Origin of the sequence: Hymenobacter frigidus, assembly GCF_014640435.1 — a bacterium.
GTDB lineage: Bacteria > Bacteroidota > Bacteroidia > Cytophagales > Hymenobacteraceae > Hymenobacter > Hymenobacter frigidus.
On the sequence record NZ_BMGY01000003.1, the window covers coordinates 129,102 to 146,424 of the forward strand.

At 60.7% G+C, this 17,323-nt stretch carries 15 protein-coding genes; 8 read left to right on the forward strand and 7 right to left on the reverse strand.

The annotated features are described in order from the left end of the window. Positions 1–18 precede the first annotated feature (18 nt). On the reverse strand, positions 19–2,346 hold the full coding sequence (locus IEW17_RS02575) for an efflux RND transporter permease subunit (RefSeq protein WP_188560451.1): 2,328 nt from the start codon (positions 2,344–2,346) through the stop codon (positions 19–21). Positions 2,347–2,528: 182 nt separating this feature from the next. Here IEW17_RS02575 and IEW17_RS02580 point away from each other — a divergent pair, with 182 nt between their 5' ends. From IEW17_RS02580 to IEW17_RS02595, 4 genes are all read left to right on the forward strand, one after another. After that, positions 2,529–2,747, forward strand: coding sequence for a hypothetical protein (locus IEW17_RS02580; protein ID WP_188560452.1), 219 nt, complete (start codon positions 2,529–2,531; stop codon positions 2,745–2,747). A 365-nt stretch (positions 2,748–3,112) separates the two neighbouring features. Continuing rightward, complete coding sequence (locus IEW17_RS02585) at positions 3,113–4,618, forward strand: cryptochrome/photolyase family protein (protein ID WP_188560453.1); 1,506 nt, start codon at positions 3,113–3,115, stop codon at positions 4,616–4,618. Positions 4,619–4,720: 102 nt separating this feature from the next. Then, complete coding sequence (locus tag IEW17_RS02590; protein WP_188560454.1) at positions 4,721–5,020, forward strand: TIGR03643 family protein; 300 nt, start codon at positions 4,721–4,723, stop codon at positions 5,018–5,020. A gap of 53 nt (positions 5,021–5,073) precedes the next feature. Beyond that, positions 5,074–5,868, forward strand: coding sequence for a thymidylate synthase (locus IEW17_RS02595; RefSeq protein ID WP_188560455.1), 795 nt, complete (start codon positions 5,074–5,076; stop codon positions 5,866–5,868). A gap of 285 nt (positions 5,869–6,153) precedes the next feature. Here the strand turns inward: IEW17_RS02595 and IEW17_RS02600 are convergent, their stop codons facing one another. The 4 genes from IEW17_RS02600 to IEW17_RS02615 form a co-directional block, all read right to left on the reverse strand. Further along, positions 6,154–6,960 carry an aminotransferase class IV gene (locus IEW17_RS02600; RefSeq protein ID WP_229748769.1) on the reverse strand — a complete coding sequence of 269 codons (807 nt, stop codon included), beginning with the start codon at positions 6,958–6,960 and terminating at the stop codon, positions 6,154–6,156. A gap of 169 nt (positions 6,961–7,129) precedes the next feature. Further along, complete coding sequence (locus IEW17_RS02605) at positions 7,130–9,643, reverse strand: T9SS type A sorting domain-containing protein (RefSeq protein WP_188560457.1); 2,514 nt, start codon at positions 9,641–9,643, stop codon at positions 7,130–7,132. Positions 9,644–9,973: 330 nt separating this feature from the next. Further along, entirely contained in the window at positions 9,974–11,110 is a 1,137-nt protein-coding gene (gene dprA / locus IEW17_RS02610) for a DNA-processing protein DprA (RefSeq protein ID WP_188560458.1), read from the reverse strand. Between the two features lie 6 nt (positions 11,111–11,116). Next, positions 11,117–11,488: a MerR family transcriptional regulator gene (locus IEW17_RS02615; protein ID WP_188560459.1), complete on the reverse strand. Its 372-nt coding sequence runs from the start codon at positions 11,486–11,488 to the stop codon at positions 11,117–11,119. A 79-nt stretch (positions 11,489–11,567) separates the two neighbouring features. On the opposite strand from IEW17_RS02615, the gene alaS reads away from it, so the two are divergent. Together alaS and IEW17_RS20790 are read left to right on the forward strand one after the other, a co-directional pair. Then, on the forward strand, positions 11,568–14,252 hold the full coding sequence (gene alaS / locus IEW17_RS02620; RefSeq protein WP_188560460.1) for an alanine--tRNA ligase: 2,685 nt from the start codon (positions 11,568–11,570) through the stop codon (positions 14,250–14,252). Positions 14,253–14,395: 143 nt separating this feature from the next. Next, on the forward strand, positions 14,396–14,605 hold the full coding sequence (locus tag IEW17_RS20790; RefSeq protein ID WP_229748770.1) for a hypothetical protein: 210 nt from the start codon (positions 14,396–14,398) through the stop codon (positions 14,603–14,605). An 8-nt stretch (positions 14,606–14,613) separates the two neighbouring features. On the opposite strand, the gene IEW17_RS02625 is transcribed toward IEW17_RS20790, so the two are convergent. After that, positions 14,614–15,165 carry a transposase family protein gene (locus IEW17_RS02625; protein WP_188560461.1) on the reverse strand — a complete coding sequence of 184 codons (552 nt, stop codon included), beginning with the start codon at positions 15,163–15,165 and terminating at the stop codon, positions 14,614–14,616. After that, on the reverse strand, positions 15,053–15,478 hold the full coding sequence (locus IEW17_RS02630) for a helix-turn-helix domain-containing protein (protein ID WP_229748777.1): 426 nt from the start codon (positions 15,476–15,478) through the stop codon (positions 15,053–15,055). Before IEW17_RS02630 ends, IEW17_RS02625 begins: the two co-directional genes overlap by 113 nt. Positions 15,479–15,632: 154 nt before the next feature. Here IEW17_RS02630 and IEW17_RS02635 point away from each other — a divergent pair, with 154 nt between their 5' ends. Further along, positions 15,633–16,190, forward strand: a complete 558-nt coding sequence (locus tag IEW17_RS02635; protein ID WP_188560463.1) for an energy transducer TonB — start codon at positions 15,633–15,635, stop codon at positions 16,188–16,190. A 69-nt stretch (positions 16,191–16,259) separates the two neighbouring features. Continuing rightward, positions 16,260–17,186 carry an SPFH domain-containing protein gene (locus IEW17_RS02640; RefSeq protein ID WP_188560464.1) on the forward strand — a complete coding sequence of 309 codons (927 nt, stop codon included), beginning with the start codon at positions 16,260–16,262 and terminating at the stop codon, positions 17,184–17,186. Positions 17,187–17,323 lie beyond the last annotated feature (137 nt).

Here is a 17,323-nt window from a genome sequence, read left to right on the forward strand (position 1 = left end):
AGTGGTAACTGGTACCAGTTAAGGCAATTGCGTGGCCTTGCTGCTGCTGCCAGCCTCCACTGCCACAACTACTTTCGGCCGCTTGTAGAAATACAGAATCAGCAGCGGTAGCAGCGTGAGCTCGGCCACTACGCCGAAAAGTAGCGTCAGGCCAATGAGCAGGCCGACGTAGAACGTGCCGTCGAACTTGGAAAAAAGCAGGGTGGAAAAGCCGCCCACCAGAATCAGCGAGGTAGTGATAACGGCTTTGCCGGCCAGTAAATACGTACGCCGCACGGCTTTGAAGATGTCGGGCTCTTTCCCCAAAATCAGCCGGAGCTTACTGATGAAGTGGATGGTGTCATCGACGGCAATGCCAAAGGCGATGGTGAAAATGATGCTCGTGCTCACCTTCATGTTCACCCCGGCCAGGCCCATTACGCCGGCCACGATGATGATGGGCAGAAGGTTGGGAATGAGCACGACCAGCGTCATGCGAAACGATTTGAACAGTACCAGCACGATGAGCGTGACCATGGCCACGTCGATGGCCATGCCCTGAATCATGTTCAGGGTCAGGTTTTCGTTGTTTTTGTCGATAAGATTGGATGAGCCCGTGAGGCGGGTGCGCAACACGGTGCTGTCGACGCTGGTGCGCAGGTAGCGGCGCAGCTGGTCGTTGAGGGCATCGGCGCGGACGCTGCCCACGTCGGCCATGCGGCCGGTGAGGCGGCCAGCCGTGCCATCGGGCAAGGCCAGCGCGCTGAATTCAGGCTTTTTGCGGAACTGGCGGAGCTTGCCGCGTAGGCTGCGCATTTCCAGTGTGTCGGCGGGCAGGCGATATTCGGCCAGGCCCCCGCCGTGCAGCGCCTTGCGCACCGATTTGACCAGCGTGACCGGCGAGGCGGCAAAGCGCAGGCCGTAGGTCTGGTCCAGGTAGCCTTCGATTTGCTCGGTTTGGCGCAGTACGGCCAGGTCGTAGATGTCGCGGCCGCCGGCCGGCTTCAACTCCAGCTCAAACGGGCGCACGCCGGCAAACTGGCGGTCGAAAAAGGCGAAATCCATGCGCACGGGGTCTTTTCTGGAAAGGTCGTCGAGCAGCATAGAATTGATGTGGACCCGCGTGGCCAGCCCAATGGAGGCCACCAGCACCAGCCCACTCACGGTGAACACCAGCCGCCGCCGCACCAGCACGATGCGGAAGAGGCGGCCTAGCACGCCGTCCCAGCTGTGGCCCTGGCGGCGGGGCTCGCGCAAGGCCGGTTTGCCCAGCAGCACGAGCATGGCCGGCAGCAGCGTGAAGCTGAGGATGAAGGCCAGAATAACGGCGACGCCAGTGAACAGACCGAAGTTGTGAATGGGCCGGATGGTACTGGTCATCAGCGTGAAAAAGCCCAGGCTGGTGGTGAGCGCCGACAGCCCCGACCCAAACCCCGATTCCTTGATGGTGACCCGCAGCGCGTCCTTCTTACTAGCCCCGTAGCCGAGCTCGCTCACGTAGCGGCTAATAATGTGGATGGTGTCGGACATGCCCACCACGAAGAGCATGAGCGGTAGTAGGGCCGTCATCAAATCAATGGTGACCCCACAAGCTGCCATGATGCCCAGGCCCCACGAAATAGTCCCCAGCACCACAATCAGTGGTAGCACCACGCCCCACCACGTTCGGAAGGTGAGCCACAGGAGCCCCGTGACCAGCAGCACCGACAGCGACATGAACACGACCAGCTCCCACTTCAGCCTATCCACAAATACGGACTGCGCCACGATGCGGCCCGCGAAATGCACCCGCGCCTCGGGGATGTTCAGGCGGGCCAGGCCACCGCGCAGGGCCGCGAATAGCGAGTCGCTAGGTGGCTTTTTGAGGTCGGGCGTGAGTTGAAGGACCAGGGCCAGGGCGCGGGCATCGGAGCTGAAAACGTTGCCCACTAGGCCGGGCGTTTGGTAAATCAGCAGGGAGTCGGCGGCGCGGCGGGCGGGGTCGGTGGCGTAGGTTTCGGGGTGCAGGTAGGGCAGGCTGAACACGCCCAGGCCCTCGACTACGGTATTGGCCAGGGTGGTGGGGGAGGTGACGTTGCGTACGTTGGGCTGCCGCCGGGCCAGCTGCGTCAGCGAATCAACCTGCGCCAGAAACGCCGGGTCGAACACCGTGCGGCCGGCGGGGGCTTCCACGCCCAGCAGCAGGTAATCGTTGTCGTTGCCGAAGCGCTTGGTGTAGCCCTGGTAATAATCCAGGTCGGGGTCGCCGGCGGGGTAGAAGTCGTTGAAATTGTAGTTGAACCGCAGCTGGGCCACGAAGTAGCCACTCACGGCCGTGAGCAGGCCCAGTACAATTAGGGTGAGGTGAGCGTAACGGCGAATTGACATCCGGGCGGCCAGCCGCCAGCCGCCGGCCGGGGCCAGCGCCCGGAAGGCAGCAATTGGTGAGCAAAAGGGGGAACTAAACCACGTACGGACCGGTATTGTAGTATGTGCCGACGCTGCGTACCTTAGAGCCTCAAAACCGCGCGTTTTCGCCTTTTGTTTCCCCACACCCCACTTCGTTTCCCATGAAAAAGTCCCTGTTCGCCATCGCCCTGTTTGCCTTCGCCGGCACCGCCGCTTTCGCCCAAGAAGGCCAGGCCAAAGTTGATAAAAAAGATAAAAAAGAAGCCTGCGCCATGAAAGGCGGCATGGCCGGTGGCTCGTCGTGCTGCATGAAAGGCGGCAAAACCGCCAGCGCCAGCGTGAAGCCCGTCGCCAAGCCCGCAGTAGCTGTAAAGCTGTAATTGCCCATCGCCGGCTTAGGCCGCCGCTGAGAAACGAAAAGCCGCTTCGGAAACGAGGCGGCTTTTTTATTCCTCATAATTTGCTGGTTGCCGGAGTTTCGTAGTCATACTCATCGCGAAGTGGAATGCGAAAATTGACTGGTGGGTGTAGAGACGCGACCCTTGAGAGTCGTTCAACGACAAGACGCGAACCGAAGGTCGGCGTAGCCAAGGGTCGCATCTCTACATCGTTCTCGCAGGCTGCTTCGTGACGAGTACAGCATCTTAGGTTAGGTATCGAGTTCTAAAGTCTTTCGCAACTGACTGTTTCCACTGAACCTTCCCCGCCGCCGATTGTAGCAATATCGCCAAATAATGCGCTTGCTATGTCGTCCGCCACTACCGAAATCCTCCTGTTGTTTCCCCATCAGCTCTACCGCGAGCACCCGGCCCTGCAAGCCGGCCGGCCGGTGGCGCTGCTGGAAGAGACTCTATACTTCACCCAGTTTCATTTTCATCAGCAGAAGCTGGTGCTGCACCGGGCCAGTATGCGGGCCTACAAGCGGCGGCTGGAGGGCCAGGGTTTTGCCTGCGAGTACGTGGAAGCCCGGCAGCCTACCGCCGATGTGCGCCAGTGGATTGCGCAGGCCGGGGCCAATGGCTTGCGCAACCTGCACGTCATCGACCCGGTGGACGATTTGCTGCGGCGGCGCATCGAAGCCGCCGCGGCCAAGGCCGAAATTACCCTCACGGTGCATCCCAACCCCAACTTTTTGAATGAGATGGGGGCGGCAAATGCCTTTTTTGACGGCCGCAAGAAGTATTTCCAGACCGATTTCTACGTGGCCCAGCGCAAGCAGCGCCGGTTGCTGTTGGAGCCTGATGGCCAGCCCACCGGCGGCAAATGGACGTTTGACACCGAGAACCGCGCGAAATTTCCCAAGGGTGAAACCGTGCCGGCGCTCACCTGGCCCACGCCCCCGGCCGAGGTGGCGGAAGCCATCGCCTACGTCGAAACCCACTTTGCCGACAATTACGGCCGAGCCCGTGATTTCCGCTACCCCACCACGCACGAGGCCGCCGAGGCCTGGCTGACCGATTTTTTGCAGCAGCGACTGGCCAAGTTTGGCGTGTACGAAGACGCGCAGGTGGCTCGCGAGCCGGTGCTTTACCACGCGCTGCTCACGCCGATGCTCAACATCGGGCTGCTTAATCCGCAGCAAATACTGGATGCCACGCTCGCGCACGCTGCCCGCCACGAGGTGCCTTTGAACTCGCTGGAAGGCTTTTTGCGGCAAATTGTGGGCTGGCGCGAATTCATCCGCATCGTGTACGAGCGGGAGGGGCGGCAGCAGCGCACCCGCAATTTCTGGGGCTTCGAGCGCAAGATTCCCAAGGCGTTCTGGACGGGTACTACCGGCATCGGCCCGGTCGATATCGTGATAAAGAAAGCCTTGGCCGGGGCCTACAACCACCACATTGAGCGGCTCATGGTGATGGGCAACTTCATGCTGCTCTGTGAGTTCGACCCCGACGAAGTACACCGTTGGTTCATGGAAATGTACATTGATGCCTACGATTGGGTGATGGTGCCCAACGTGTACGGCATGACCCAATTCGCCGATGGCGGCCTGATGACCACCAAGCCCTACATCAGCGGCAGCAACTACCTGCTGAAAATGGGCGACTGGCCCAAAGGCGACTGGCAGGCCACCTGGGATGGTCTGTTTTGGCGCTTCATGCATGTCAACCGCGACTTTTTTACCCGCAATCCGCGTCTGGGCATGCTGGTTCACACCTTCGATAAAATGAGTGAAGCCAAGCGCGATGCTCATTTGGCGCACGCGGAGGCCTTTCTGACGCAGCTCGATGCCTGGAATGAGAGTGAATAGCGTGGCCTTTTAGGCCGTGAACTTTCGGCCCTTGCGGGCGTTTGATAAAATTGAGCAACTGCATCCGGCGCGGACTAAAAATCCGCGCTACATTTCCACCGCATGAAAAACGCACCCATCAATTTCGACCACCTTTCTGAAGCTGATATCGACCGCATTATCGAAATGGGCTGGGAAGACCGCACGCCCTTCGAGGCCATCGAGCTGCAGTTTGGTCTGGCCGAAAAGGACGTCATCGCCCTGATGCGGCGGGAGATGAAAGCGTCCTCGTTTCGGATGTGGCGGCAGCGCATGGCGGGGCGCAGCACCAAGCACCAGGCCCTGCGCGAAGCGGGCATGGATACGTTCCGGAGCACCAGCCAGCGCAGCATTTCGATGAATAAGATTAGTAAGCGCCAGTAGGCGACAGGGGCGCCGGGGGCTGTCACGGCGCGGCGTTTTACCTTTGGCATCTTATGCGCCAATACCAAGACCTCCTTCGCCTAATTCTTAGCACCGGCACCGTGAAAACCGACCGTACCGGTACGGGCACCGTGTCCATTTTCGGCCCGCAAATGCGGTTTAATCTAGCCGAAGGCTTCCCGCTCGTGACCACCAAGAAGGTGCATTTGAAGAGCATCATCCACGAGCTGCTGTGGTTTTTGCAGGGCGATACCAACATTGCCTACCTCCGGGAGCACGGCGTGAAAATCTGGGACGAGTGGGCCGATGCCAACGGCGACCTCGGCCCGGTGTACGGCCACCAGTGGCGCTCCTGGCCCGACGGCCACGGCGGCCACATCGACCAAATCAGCCAGATTATTCAGCAACTCAAGACCCAGCCCGACTCGCGCCGCATCCTGGTTTCGGCCTGGAACGTGGCCGAACTGCCCGAGATGAAGCTGCAGCCCTGCCACGCGCTGTTCCAGTTCTACGTGGCCGATGGCAAGCTCTCCTGCCAGCTCTACCAACGCTCGGCCGACGTGTTTTTGGGCGTGCCGTTCAACGTGGCCAGCTACGCGCTGCTCACCCTCATGGTGGCCCAGGTAACGGGCCTGCAACCCGGCGAATTTATCTGGACTGGCGGCGACACCCACCTCTACAGCAACCACCTGGAGCAAGCCGAGCTCCAGCTCACCCGTGAGCCCCACGCGTTGCCCCAGATGCGCATTAATCCCGAAGTGACGGATATTTTCGGGTTTAAGTACGAGGATTTTCAGTTGGAGAATTACGAGCCGTGGCCGGCAATAAAAGCGCCGGTTGCCGTTTAGCGTCAGGTTTCGCGAAGTAAAAAAGTGAGTTCCGCGAGGTTAAAGCTTCGCGGTAGGGTCATTGCATCAAATGCGTAGTTAGTCTTTTATATAGCTTGCATAATACTGTTTTTCAATGCCTTGTATCTGTTTCTGATTGGTTGACACGAAATGGGTGCCACAAAAATGTTTTGATTAAAAAATGCCCTCAGATGCTGGAATTGAAGCACCGATTTTTTAGCCCAACAGTCAAAAGAGCTAAGTGTGCGTTTGGTGCAATCGCCCTACTTCGCGGGACCTGCCTTTTTACTTCGCGAAACCTCGCGCTAAAAAATCGGGGATTTCGGTCTGAGAAAAGTGGGATTGTCCGAGTTGAGTAATCTGGCGAATTGCCGCTGCATTGGAGACAAAAGCTGCATCAGCATCCAACAGCTGTTCTTTTAAAAATAAGCCCTCGCGGCACTCCGCGCCCGCCGCTTGCGCCACCCGCAGCACCTGGGCCCGGCGCACGCCTGCCACGCAGCCGCTTTCGAGCGCTGGAGTGAACAGCGCGTCATTTTTCATCCAGAAAATTGCGGCCGCGCCGGCCTCCGCTACGTGCCCGGCCGCGTTGCAGAGGATAATTTCATCAAGGCCGCGCCGCTGCCGTTCGTGCGCCGCCCGCACGTAGAGCCACGCCTGCGGGCCCTTGCAGAAGCTGAGCGGCGAGTAAATGGAATGGGTTTCCAGGGCGAAATCAGCCGTTGCAATGGGGGATTCATCGGCTACAAAAGGCTCGGCGGTGGCCAGCCAGTCGGCGGCATCAGTGGGGGGCGCGTAGCGGCCGCCGCCGGCGCGCCAGAGTTGCAGGCGCAGGCGGGCGGCGGGTAGGGCGTTGGCTTGCGCGAGGCGGGCCAGGGTAGTTTCCAAGGCTTCGGCGGTGGCCAGGGCCGCGGGCAGCGTGAGGTAGAGGGCGGTGGCGGCCTGCTGCATCCGGGCCAGGTGGTCGGGGGCGAGGCGCAGGCGGCCGGCGGTGAAAATCAGGGTTTCAAAGAAGCCATCGCCGAAGGCTAAGCCGCGGTTAGGCAGGGGCAGGGCAACGGTTGGCAGCAGGTTGTCGTTGAAAAGCAGCATGGGGCGCAAGGTAAGCCGGGGGTAGGACCGGCGCATAAAAAAAGGACGAACCAGCGGCTCGTCCTTTTTTCAACAGTGGAAGTAGTCAGACACAAGTGGTCAGTAGTCAGATTTCAGCCAATAATCTGATGTCCAAACTTTTCATGTCTGACTACCCACTTAGTTTGTTCTATTGCACCTGGATGCGACGCGCCACAAATCCTTCGGCGTAGCTCACCCGCAGCAGGTAGGTGCCTGCGGGCAGGTCGGCTACCGGCAGGGTGACCGGGGCTGCGCTTGTTAGTGCTTGGTGGCGCACGGTGCGGCCCAGCAGGTCGAGCAGGTCGAGGGCTTGGGGGCGGGCGCTGGCATCGGGGGCTACCGTGAGGTTGGTGCGGGCGGGCACGGGCCAGACTTCGGTGCGGGCGGCCACGGCACCGGGGGCCCGCATGGCCAGTACGTTGGGGGCCGTGATACGGGCCAGGGCCTGGGCCGACAGCCCGCCGAGCGTGCTGAACGAGCCGCCGACCACAATGGCCCCGTTCGGTTGCACGAGCAGGGCGCGTACGGAGCCGTTGGGCACCGCGGTGGGCCCGAACGAGGCATCGGCCGGGCCGGTGGCCAGCAGCCGTGCCAGGTTGGCCGGCAGCCCGGCACCCGTGAACGAGCCCCCCAGCAACACCCGGCTGTTGGGCTGCACGAGCACGGTGCTCACGAAGCCGGTGATGGTGGGGGGCACGAAGCCGGCATCGAGCGCGCCGTTGGGGTTTAGGCGCAGCAGGTTGGGGCGCGGGGTGCCACCGTAGCCGCCGAAGTTACCAGCCACCAGCAGCTTGCCGTCGGGTTGCAGCGCCACGGCGGAGAAGGGGCTGAACGTAATGTTGTCGAACGCCAGCCCCACGAAGCTGGGGTCGACGGCACCGGTGGCGCTTAGGCGCTGCACGGTGGCAACATCGGCTTGGCCGCCGCCTGGCTGGACGGTGCCGGCGGCCAGCACCCGGCCGTCGGGCTGCAGGGCCAGGGCCGCCACGCGCCGCAAGCGTGCGCCGCCGCTGCTGGTGGCCGGGGCAAACGAGGCATCGGGGGAGCCATCGGGCAGCAGGCGAATCAGGGGCGCGCCGTTGCTCAGGGGCTGGTTGCCGGCCACCAGCACCCGGCCGTCGGGCTGGAGCACGAGGCTGGTCGGGGAAAAGATATTAAATGTAGTAAAGGAGTTGTCGGCCCCCCCGGTGGTCAGCAGGCGCTGCACACCGAACGTCGTGGCCATCAGTACCCGGCCGTCGGGTTGCAGGGCCAGGGCCACCACGGACGCGGCCAGGGCGTTGCCGGCCGCAAACGAGGCATCGGGCGCGCCGCTGGCCAGGAAGCGGGCCAGGCGGCGCACCGGCTGCCCGTTGATTTCCGAAAAATTACCGCCGGCCAGCAGCTTGCCATCGGGCTGCCGCACCACGCTGGCCACCGAGCCGTTGATTTGCAGCACGGGCTGAAAAGTCGGGTTGAGGGCCCCGGCGCTCGTCAGTTCCACCAGTGAACGGTCGTAGGTGCCGTTGAAGTCGGTAAACGAGCCGCCCGTCAGCACGTTGCCGTTGGCCAGCAGAGTAATCGTGCGGGGCCTGCTATCCGGGCCCGGGCCCGCCTGAAAAGTAGGGTCGAGGGTGCCGTTGGGGTTGAGGCGAGCCACCCGGCCGTAGCCGCTCACGCCCGGCCCGGAGCGGCTCAGGAATACGATTTTGCCGTCGGGTTGTAGCTGCATGGCATCGCCCACGTAGCGCGCGGCCACGGTGCCGGCCGTGAGGCCCGCGGGCGGGGTGAAGCCCTGGTCGAGGGTGCCGGTGGGCAGCAGCCGAACGATGCCCCGGCCGTCGACGGTGCCGGCTATTTCCAAATCGCCGGCCGCCAGAATGCTGCCGTTGGGCTGCACCACAAGGTTCGTGACTTCGCTGTTTGGGCTGAGCCCGGCCGTAAAAGTGGGGTCAAGGGTGCCGTTGGGGTTCACGCGGACCAGGCCGTTGCAGGCCACGCCATTGTAGGTGTCGAAGTCTCCGCCGACCAGCAGCTGGCCGTTGGGCAGGGCCACGATGGCTTCCACGTCGCCGTTCTGGCCCACCCCGAGTCCGGCCGAAAAGGTGGGGTCCACGGCCCCGGTGGCCGTGAGCCGCACCAGCCCGCCGGCCGGGGTGCCGTTGAAGGCATCGAACAAGCCCCCTGCGATGAGCTGCCCATTGGGCAAAGGCAGAAAGTCGTCGACGAACCCCGTGAAGCTCCCGGATACCGGCCCCGTGCCGGGGTTGAAAGTGGTATCGGCGGTGCCGTCGGGGTTCACCCGGAGCAGGGTTTCGCGGGTGAGGCCGCCCACTGTGAGTGCCCCAAACGAGGAAGTGAGCAGCAGCTGACCGTTGGCGAGCAGCCGCACCCGGAACGCGCCGCTGGCCGCGCCCACGTTTTGCTGAAAGGCCGCGTCCAGGATGCCAGTGGGGCTAAAGCGGCTCAACGAGGTGGCTGCCGTGCCGTTGACCCGCCCGTAGATGCCGCTCACTACGCGCTGGCCGTTGGGCTGCTCCACGATGCTGAACACCCCGCCGGGCGCGTACACGGCGTTCGGGGCAAAAGTGGGGTCGAGGGCCACTTGCGCGGCGGCCCGGTGGCCGGGCGTGGGGGCAGCCGCCAGGCCAAGCCCGGCGGTCAACAGTAGTAGTTTTTTCATGAAGTCAGCAGGTGAAAAAATTGAAAAGGATGTAAACGCTATCGAACGCTCAAGTTAGTCAGCAGTCAGTGGTCATTAGTTAGTAGTCGGATTTTACTCGGTAATTACCCACTTAAACCCTTGCTGCCCCACTACTTGCCAGACTTGTTCATGAATAAGAAATGGTTGAAATTTTTAGCAGATTTTGACAACTGAACAGTCTTTTTTGCTTGACCAAGCCGGTATTCCTTGGCTCTTTAAGCAGCCACCGTTTTCGGCTCCAAATACGGCCTGGAAAACATCCGACTTTTTATTGAGGAACGAGTTTACTATTTAATTCCAACTATCGGCTCACACCAACGCAAACTTCTTGCCCGGCAACGCCCGCACCACGCCCCGAAACTCCAGCGCCAGCAGGAGCGAAGCCACGGTGTAGATGGGCAATTGCGCTTTCCAGGCCAGCTCATCCATCTGTTCTTCGCGGCCCCCGGCCGCCGCCAGCACGGTTATCAGCGCAAATTCGTCGGGCGTGAAATCCTCGGCTGAGTGAGTGGTTACGCGCTTGAACTTGCCCGACTGGTCTAGGGCCGCGTCCCAGTTCAGCAGCTGTTCCAAATCCAGCGGTTCGGCATACAGGGCGGCCTTGTTATTTTTAATCAGCGCATTGCAGCCTGCGGAGGCGGCCGAGCCCAGGTTGCCGGGCACGGCCAGCACGTCGCGGTCGTAGCTCAGGGCTAGCTCGGCGGTGATGAGCGCGCCGCCTTTAATGGCGGCCTCTACCACCACGGTACCATCCGAAAGGCCCGCGATGATGCGGTTGCGGGCCGGAAAGTTGTAGCGGTCGGGCGGCGTACCGAAGGGGAATTCGGTGAGCAGACCGCCCTGCTCGCGCATTTTTTCGGCTGTTTTTCGGTGCACGGCGGGGTAAATGATGTCGAGCCCGGTGGCCATCACGCCCACCGTGTCCAGGCCCTCCTGCAGAGCGGCGCGGTGGGCCATGATGTCGATGCCGTAGGCTAGGCCGCTCACCACCAGCGGCCGGTGCGGCAGCAGTCCTTTGATGATGCGCTCGGTTTGCTCGCGGCCGTAGTCGGTGGCCTGGCGGGTGCCTACGAGGGCCACGGTTTTGAGGGCGTTCAGGTCGGCCGTGCCCTGGTAGTAGAGGATGGCGGGGGCGTCAGGAATCAGCTTGAGGCGGCTGGGGAAGCGCTTGCTGGTATAAAAGATGATTTCGACCCCATCTTTTTCCGCCTTCTTTAAATCCGCTTCCGCTTTCCGAAAAGCCGCTTCGCGGTCCTTGCCCGTGAGGATTTTAACGGTGGCGTCGCCCACGCCGGGAATGCGGCGGAGCTTGCCGGGCGGCATCATCAGCACGTTTTTGGCCGAGCCGCCGTAGCTCATCAGCTGCCGTGTGAGCTGCGGGCCGATGCCGGGCAGCAGCGTGAGGGCCAGCTCGTGGAAAAGGGTGTCGTTGGTAGAAGGGAGCATCGGAAATTATTCAGCCGAATCCGGGTCAGCTTTGCCAGCGGCCTCCACTTCCTTCTTCAGGCTCATCAAAAACGCCCGCACTTTCTCCAGGCTCTGCACCACGTCAATCTTTTCCTTCAGCTGCGGGCCTTTTTGCTTGAGCATGTCGCGCGCGCCGGGGATGGTGTAGCCGCGCTCCTTCACCAGGTGGTAGATGGTGCGGAATATTTCGATGTCCTGGGGCGTGTAGAGGCGGTTGCCTTTCTTGCTGCGGCGGGGGCGCAGCTCGTCAAATTCGGTTTCCCAGAAGCGGACCAGCGACTCGGCCACCTTAAATTGGGCGGCTACTTCGCCGATGGTGAAGTACTGTTTCTCGATGCTGCGCTCTTTATAGGGCATATGGCTACCTTTGCAATTACCCCGAAAAGTACCTAAAAAATCGCATTGGCCGCTGTTTCGGTCGCATTGCCCTCTTTCTATGTCGCTCCCCACCGCCGCGCACGTGCGCCAGCAATTCCTCGATTTCTTCGCCAGCAAAGGCCACCACATCGTGCCCTCGGCCCCGATTGTGGTGAAGGACGACCCTACGCTGCTGTTCATCAACAGCGGTATGGCCCCGTTCAAGGATTATTTCCTGGGCAACAAGCCCGCGCCCTACAAGCGCATTGCCGACACCCAAAAGTGCCTGCGCGTGAGCGGCAAGCACAACGACCTGGAGGAAGTGGGCTACGACACCTACCACCACACCATGTTCGAAATGCTCGGCAACTGGTCGTTTGGTGACTATTTCAAGAAAGACGCCATCAACTGGGCCTGGGAGCTGCTCACGGACGTGTATAAGCTGGAAAAAGACCGGCTTTACGTGACGTATTTCGAAGGCGATGCCGACGATAAAACCGGCCCCGACACCGAAACCCAAAACCTCTGGCGCCAATACACCACCGACGACCGGATTTTGCCCGGTAATAAGAAGGACAACTTCTGGGAGATGGGCGACACCGGCCCCTGCGGACCGTGCACCGAAATTCACATCGACCTGCGCTCCGATGAAGAGCGCGCCGCCACGTCCGGCCGCGACTTGGTGAACGCCGACCACCCGCAGGTGGTGGAGGTTTGGAACAACGTGTTCATGGAATTTCAGCGCCTGGCCGATAAGTCCCTGGTGAAGCTGCCCGAGCAGAGCGTGGACACCGGCATGGGCTTCGAGCGCTTGATGATGGCCGTGTCGGGCGTGAAATCGAACTACGACACCGACGTTTTCCAGCCCCTCATCCAGTTCATCAGCAAAGAAGTAGGCGTGGAGTACCACGGCACCGCCCCGGCCAAGGTAACCGACCAGCCCACCACCGAAAACGAGAAAACCGACATCGCCATCCGGGTTATCGCCGACCACATCCGGACCATCGCCTTCACCATTGCCGACGGCCAGCTGCCGAGTAACGTGAAGGCCGGCTACGTAATCCGGCGCATTTTGCGGCGGGCCGTGCGCTACGCGTTTTCGTCGCTGAGTCAGAAGCAACCCTTCCTCTTTAAGCTGGTGCCGGTGCTGGCCGACCAGATGCGCAACATTTTCCCCGAGCTGAAAGCCCAGACGGCCTTCGTGCAGCGCGTGATTGAGGAAGAAGAAATTGCCTTCCTGAAAACGCTGGAAACCGGCCTGCGCCGGCTGGATGCCCTGGAAGAAACGGCCCGCGCCAACGGCAACCGCATCGACGCCAAAACGGCATTTGAGCTGAGCGATACGTTCGGTTTTCCGCTCGACCTCACGGCTCTTATTGCCCGCGAAAAAGGCCTGACTGTGGATGAGGAAGGCTTCCAGAAGGAGCTGGCGCAGCAGAAGAACCGCAGCCGCAACGCTCAGGAAACCGAGCAGTCGGACTGGACCGTGGTGGTCGAATCGGCTGAGCAGCCCGCTTTCGTGGGTTATGATTTGGATTTTGCCCCCGCCCGCATACTGCGCTACCGCAAGACCACGGCCAAAGGCAAAACCGAGTATCAGCTGGTGCTCGACCAAACGGCTTTTTACGCCGAAAGCGGTGGGCAAATCGGTGATACCGGTTTCCTGGAAGGTGATTTTTCCTCGCTGCGGGTGATTGATACCAAGAAGGAAAACGACCTCATTGTGCACACCGTGCTGGAGTTGCCGACGGACCTGACCGGCGAATTCATCGCCCGGCCCGATGCGGCCCGGCGCACTCAGATTCGCCAGAACCACTCGGCTACGCACCTGCTGCAAGCCGCCCTGCGCGAGGTACTCGGACAGCACGTGCAGCAGAAAGGGTCGTTGGTGAACGAGAAGCTGCTGCGCTTCGACTTCTCGCATTTTACCAAAGTGACCGATGGCCAGCTGCGTGAAATTGAGCAGATGGTGAACGGCCGCATTCGCCAGCAAATCCCGCTCGATGAGCGCCGCAACGTGCCCATTGCCGAAGCCAAAAGCTTGGGGGCGATGGCGCTCTTCGGCGAGAAATACGGCGAGTTTGTGCGCGTCATCACCTTTGACCGCGACTATTCGGTGGAGCTGTGCGGCGGCTTACACGTGCCCAATACGGGCACCATCGGCTACCTCAAAATCACGGCCGAAAGCGCCGTGGGGGCCGGCGTGCGCCGCATTGAAGCCGTGACCGGTGTCGGGGCCGAAGCATACGTAGACCAGCAGCTTGAGTTGCTGGCGCAGGTGCGCGAAACGCTGGGCAACCCGCAGCACCTGATTACCAGCATTGAGAAGCAAACCGAAGAAATTGCCACGCTCCGCAAGCAGCTTGAGCAGTTCGAGCAACAGAGCATTAACCAACAAAAGGACCAACTGGTAGGCCGGGTGAAAGACCTGAACGGCGTGAATTTCCTGGCTGCCGTGGTGCAGGCTGGCAGCGCCGATGCCCTCAAAACCCTGGCTTTCCACCTGCGTCAGGCCGTGCCCAACCTGGTGTTGGTGCTGGGGGCTGAAGTCGACGGCAAACCCCAACTGGCTGTGATGCTCGATGATGAAATCGTCAAAGCCGGCAAGCTCAACGCCACCACACTGGTGCGCGAGCTGGCCAAGGAAATCCAGGGTGGCGGCGGCGGGCAGCCTTTCTTCGCCACGGCCGGCGGCAAGAACGTGGCCGGGCTGGCAGGGGCCATTGCCAAGGCGGAGGGGTTAGTGGGCAACGCATCGGCTTAAAATTAGCGTAAGGAAATAGCGCTGCCGATAGCTCGATATTTTGGGTTGTCGGCAGTATTTCTTTTGTTTTACTCCACTCTTTTTCTGCTGCTCTCAGACAATGACTACTCAGTAGCTGAGAGCGTTATAATCCCTTCGTTTTTATGTTGCTTTTCCGAACATGCTTGTTACTGGGCCTGCTATTTGCTGGCAGACAGTTGCAGGCGCAGCATATTGCCTCACCCGGCACGCTGCTCAGCAAAGTGGAGTTTCTCAACGAGAATAGAACAGTGCTGCCGTCTGAAGTCGGCGCGGTTCTGCGAATTGAAACCACGTTGCGCGACAGTGTGAGTGGCACGGTTCGGAGCTACTAGACTTGTTCCTAAATAGTCTTTTTCTTTTTGGTCAGATGCCAGTTCCAGATACCACAAGCCAAGGCCATCACCCGGTCGTTGAAGGCCAGGGACTTGTTGCGGTAGACTTGCGTGACGCAGCCCAGGCGTTTGGCCCCGCTGATGGCGTGTTCCACCTTCACGCGGCGGCGGGCGTGGGCGTGGTTCTCGGCGCGTTGCGTATCGGTCAAGGCCGTGGCCGGTGTCTTTTTGCTGCGCCGGGGCTTGCGGTGGGGCAAGCTTTCAGGGGCCACGTCGTAGTCCCGGACCAGGCCCAGGTACCCCAAATCGGCCAGCCAGGCGAACAGGTCCAATAGGCCCAGGTTGACGTCCACTTCGTTTTTCAGCATCTGGTAGTCGTGGGTCGCCCCGCAGGTGGTCGGCCCCAGGTAGTGGATGTACCGGGTGGGGTCGGCGATGAGCGTGTTTTTACGGGTGGGCCTTTTTTTTGCCCGAGTAGTCAGCCGGCCGGTCCACCGCGGCGTGCGCCCGGCGGTAAGGTCGTTCGGTGGCGTCGAGCAAGAGCACCGGCACGTCGGCAAAGAGGGCCTGCATTTGGGCCAGCGAGTCGATGGCCCGCGCCGGCAGCACGCCCAGCGTGCGCAAGCAACGCTCCAGGGCCTTGGCCAGGCGATGGGCGTGTTCGCAGGCTTTGGAGCGGGGCAGGCCAAAGGTGGCCCCGAGTACGTCGAAGGTGGGGTAGGTTTTCAGGTAAAACAGGATGAATAATAACTTCTGTTCCGGGCTGGCCAGCACGCCTTTGCGCCCCCCGCCGGACCGGCGTTGGCGCGGCTGCTCCACCGAAAAGCACGCATCCGCTTCGGCCTGGCAGCCCGCCGTGAACGGCTCGGCCAAGGCGCAAAAAGTGACTAAATCCAACCCTGTCAGCGCCCGCATTTGCCGGTCATCCGTAATCGTATTTACATCAAGCATCCCCAAAAATACTATTTGGGAACAAGTCTACTACCTACCCTCAGGCAATCCTAAGGCCTCCACCTCTTTTGCTAATGTGCGGAAGTTTATTCGCCAAGGCAGCAGCAGCGAATACTACGAAAGTGGCCAACTTCATTCTCAAGCTACCTATGAGGTGGGCAAATGCGTGGGCGATTTTACCACATATTACCCCAATGGCACGCTGAAGCGGCGCGACCAGTACTCCACCGCGGGTGAGTTAGTCAAGGGGACGTGCTTCGGGCCCGACGGGCAGCCCATTGCCTACTTCGCTTATGAGCAAATGCCGGTTTATCCGGATGGAGCGGGCAATAGTGCCGCCGCTGCGCAGGCTATCGCGCAGAATGTGCGCTACCCCTCAATAGTCCTGCGGAACCAGTTGTCAGGCGTTATTAAGGTGCAGTTTGTGGTGGATGCTAACGGACGTGTGCAAAATGTGATGGCGATGGAACCTGCCAAGAACGAGGTGCCTAAAAAACAGTTGATGGCCTATAAAGCCCTCCAGGAATCGGCAATGAGTGCTGTGCGCCAACTCAAGCCTTTCATACCAGGCTATCGGGATGGAGTGCCTGTGGTTGTTTCCTACACGGTTCCCGTTACCTTTCGAATCCAATAGTACCTACCAGTTAGCCTATCGGCAGGATGCATTACGAGCTTCCACCAAGTACTTTATTTTCACACTCCCATGTCCACCTTCGCCTTAGTTCTGCTCGGCCTCGTCGTGCTCACTCTGTTTCTCAGCTACGTTATTGTGCCGCAGGGCACGGTGGCGGTCGTCACGATTTTTGGTAAATACCGGCGCATCATGGGACCGGGGCTGAATTTTAAAATCCCGTTTATCGAAGCGGTTTACAAGCGGATTTCCATTCAGAATCGCTCGTTGGAGCTGAATTTTCAGGCCATCACCATCGACCAGGCCAACGTTAATTTCAAGGCCATGCTGGTGTACGCGGCCTTCGACCAGAGCGAGGAAGCCATCAAGAACGTGGCCTTCAAGTTTGTGGACGAGACGAGCCTGATGCAGGCACTGGTGCGCACCGTGGAAGGTAGCATTCGGGCGTTTGTGGCCACACAGCGACAGGCCGCCGTGCTCAGTCTGCGCGGCGAAATTGTGCTCCACGTAAAAGACCAGCTCGACTCTACGCTCGAAGGCTGGGGCTACCACCTGATTGACTTGCAGCTCAACGACATCGCCTTCGACGAGGAAATCATGCGCTCGATGGCCAAGGTGGTGGCCTCGAATAACCTAAAAGCCGCCGCCGAAAACGAAGGCCAGGCCCTGCTCATCACCAAAACCAAAGCGGCCGAGGCCGAAGGCAACGCCATCAAAATCGCGGCCGAAGCCGAGAAAATCGCGGCCCAGCTGCGGGGCCAGGGCGTGGCCCTGTTCCGCACCGAAGTAACCAAAGGCATGGCCGCCGCCGTGCAGGAACTGGCCGATAACCACCTCGACGCCTCGCTGGTGTACTTCTCGATGTGGACCGAAGCCATCAAGCATTTCGCCGAGCAAGGCAAGGGCAACGTCATCTTCCTCGATGGCTCGAACGAAGGCATGAGCAAAAACCTGGAGCAGATGATGGCCATGCAGCAGCTGCATCGCCCAGTGCAGTAGGGCTGCGGGCCAACCAGGCGCATCAGTTGTCAGACCGAGCGCCACGCCGGACCTTGCGTGGCTTGAATGACGCCCAGGAGTCACTTGCCGCTACCTGTTCCTCGGGGATATGGTCCGGCGCGGCGCGGACGACCGAT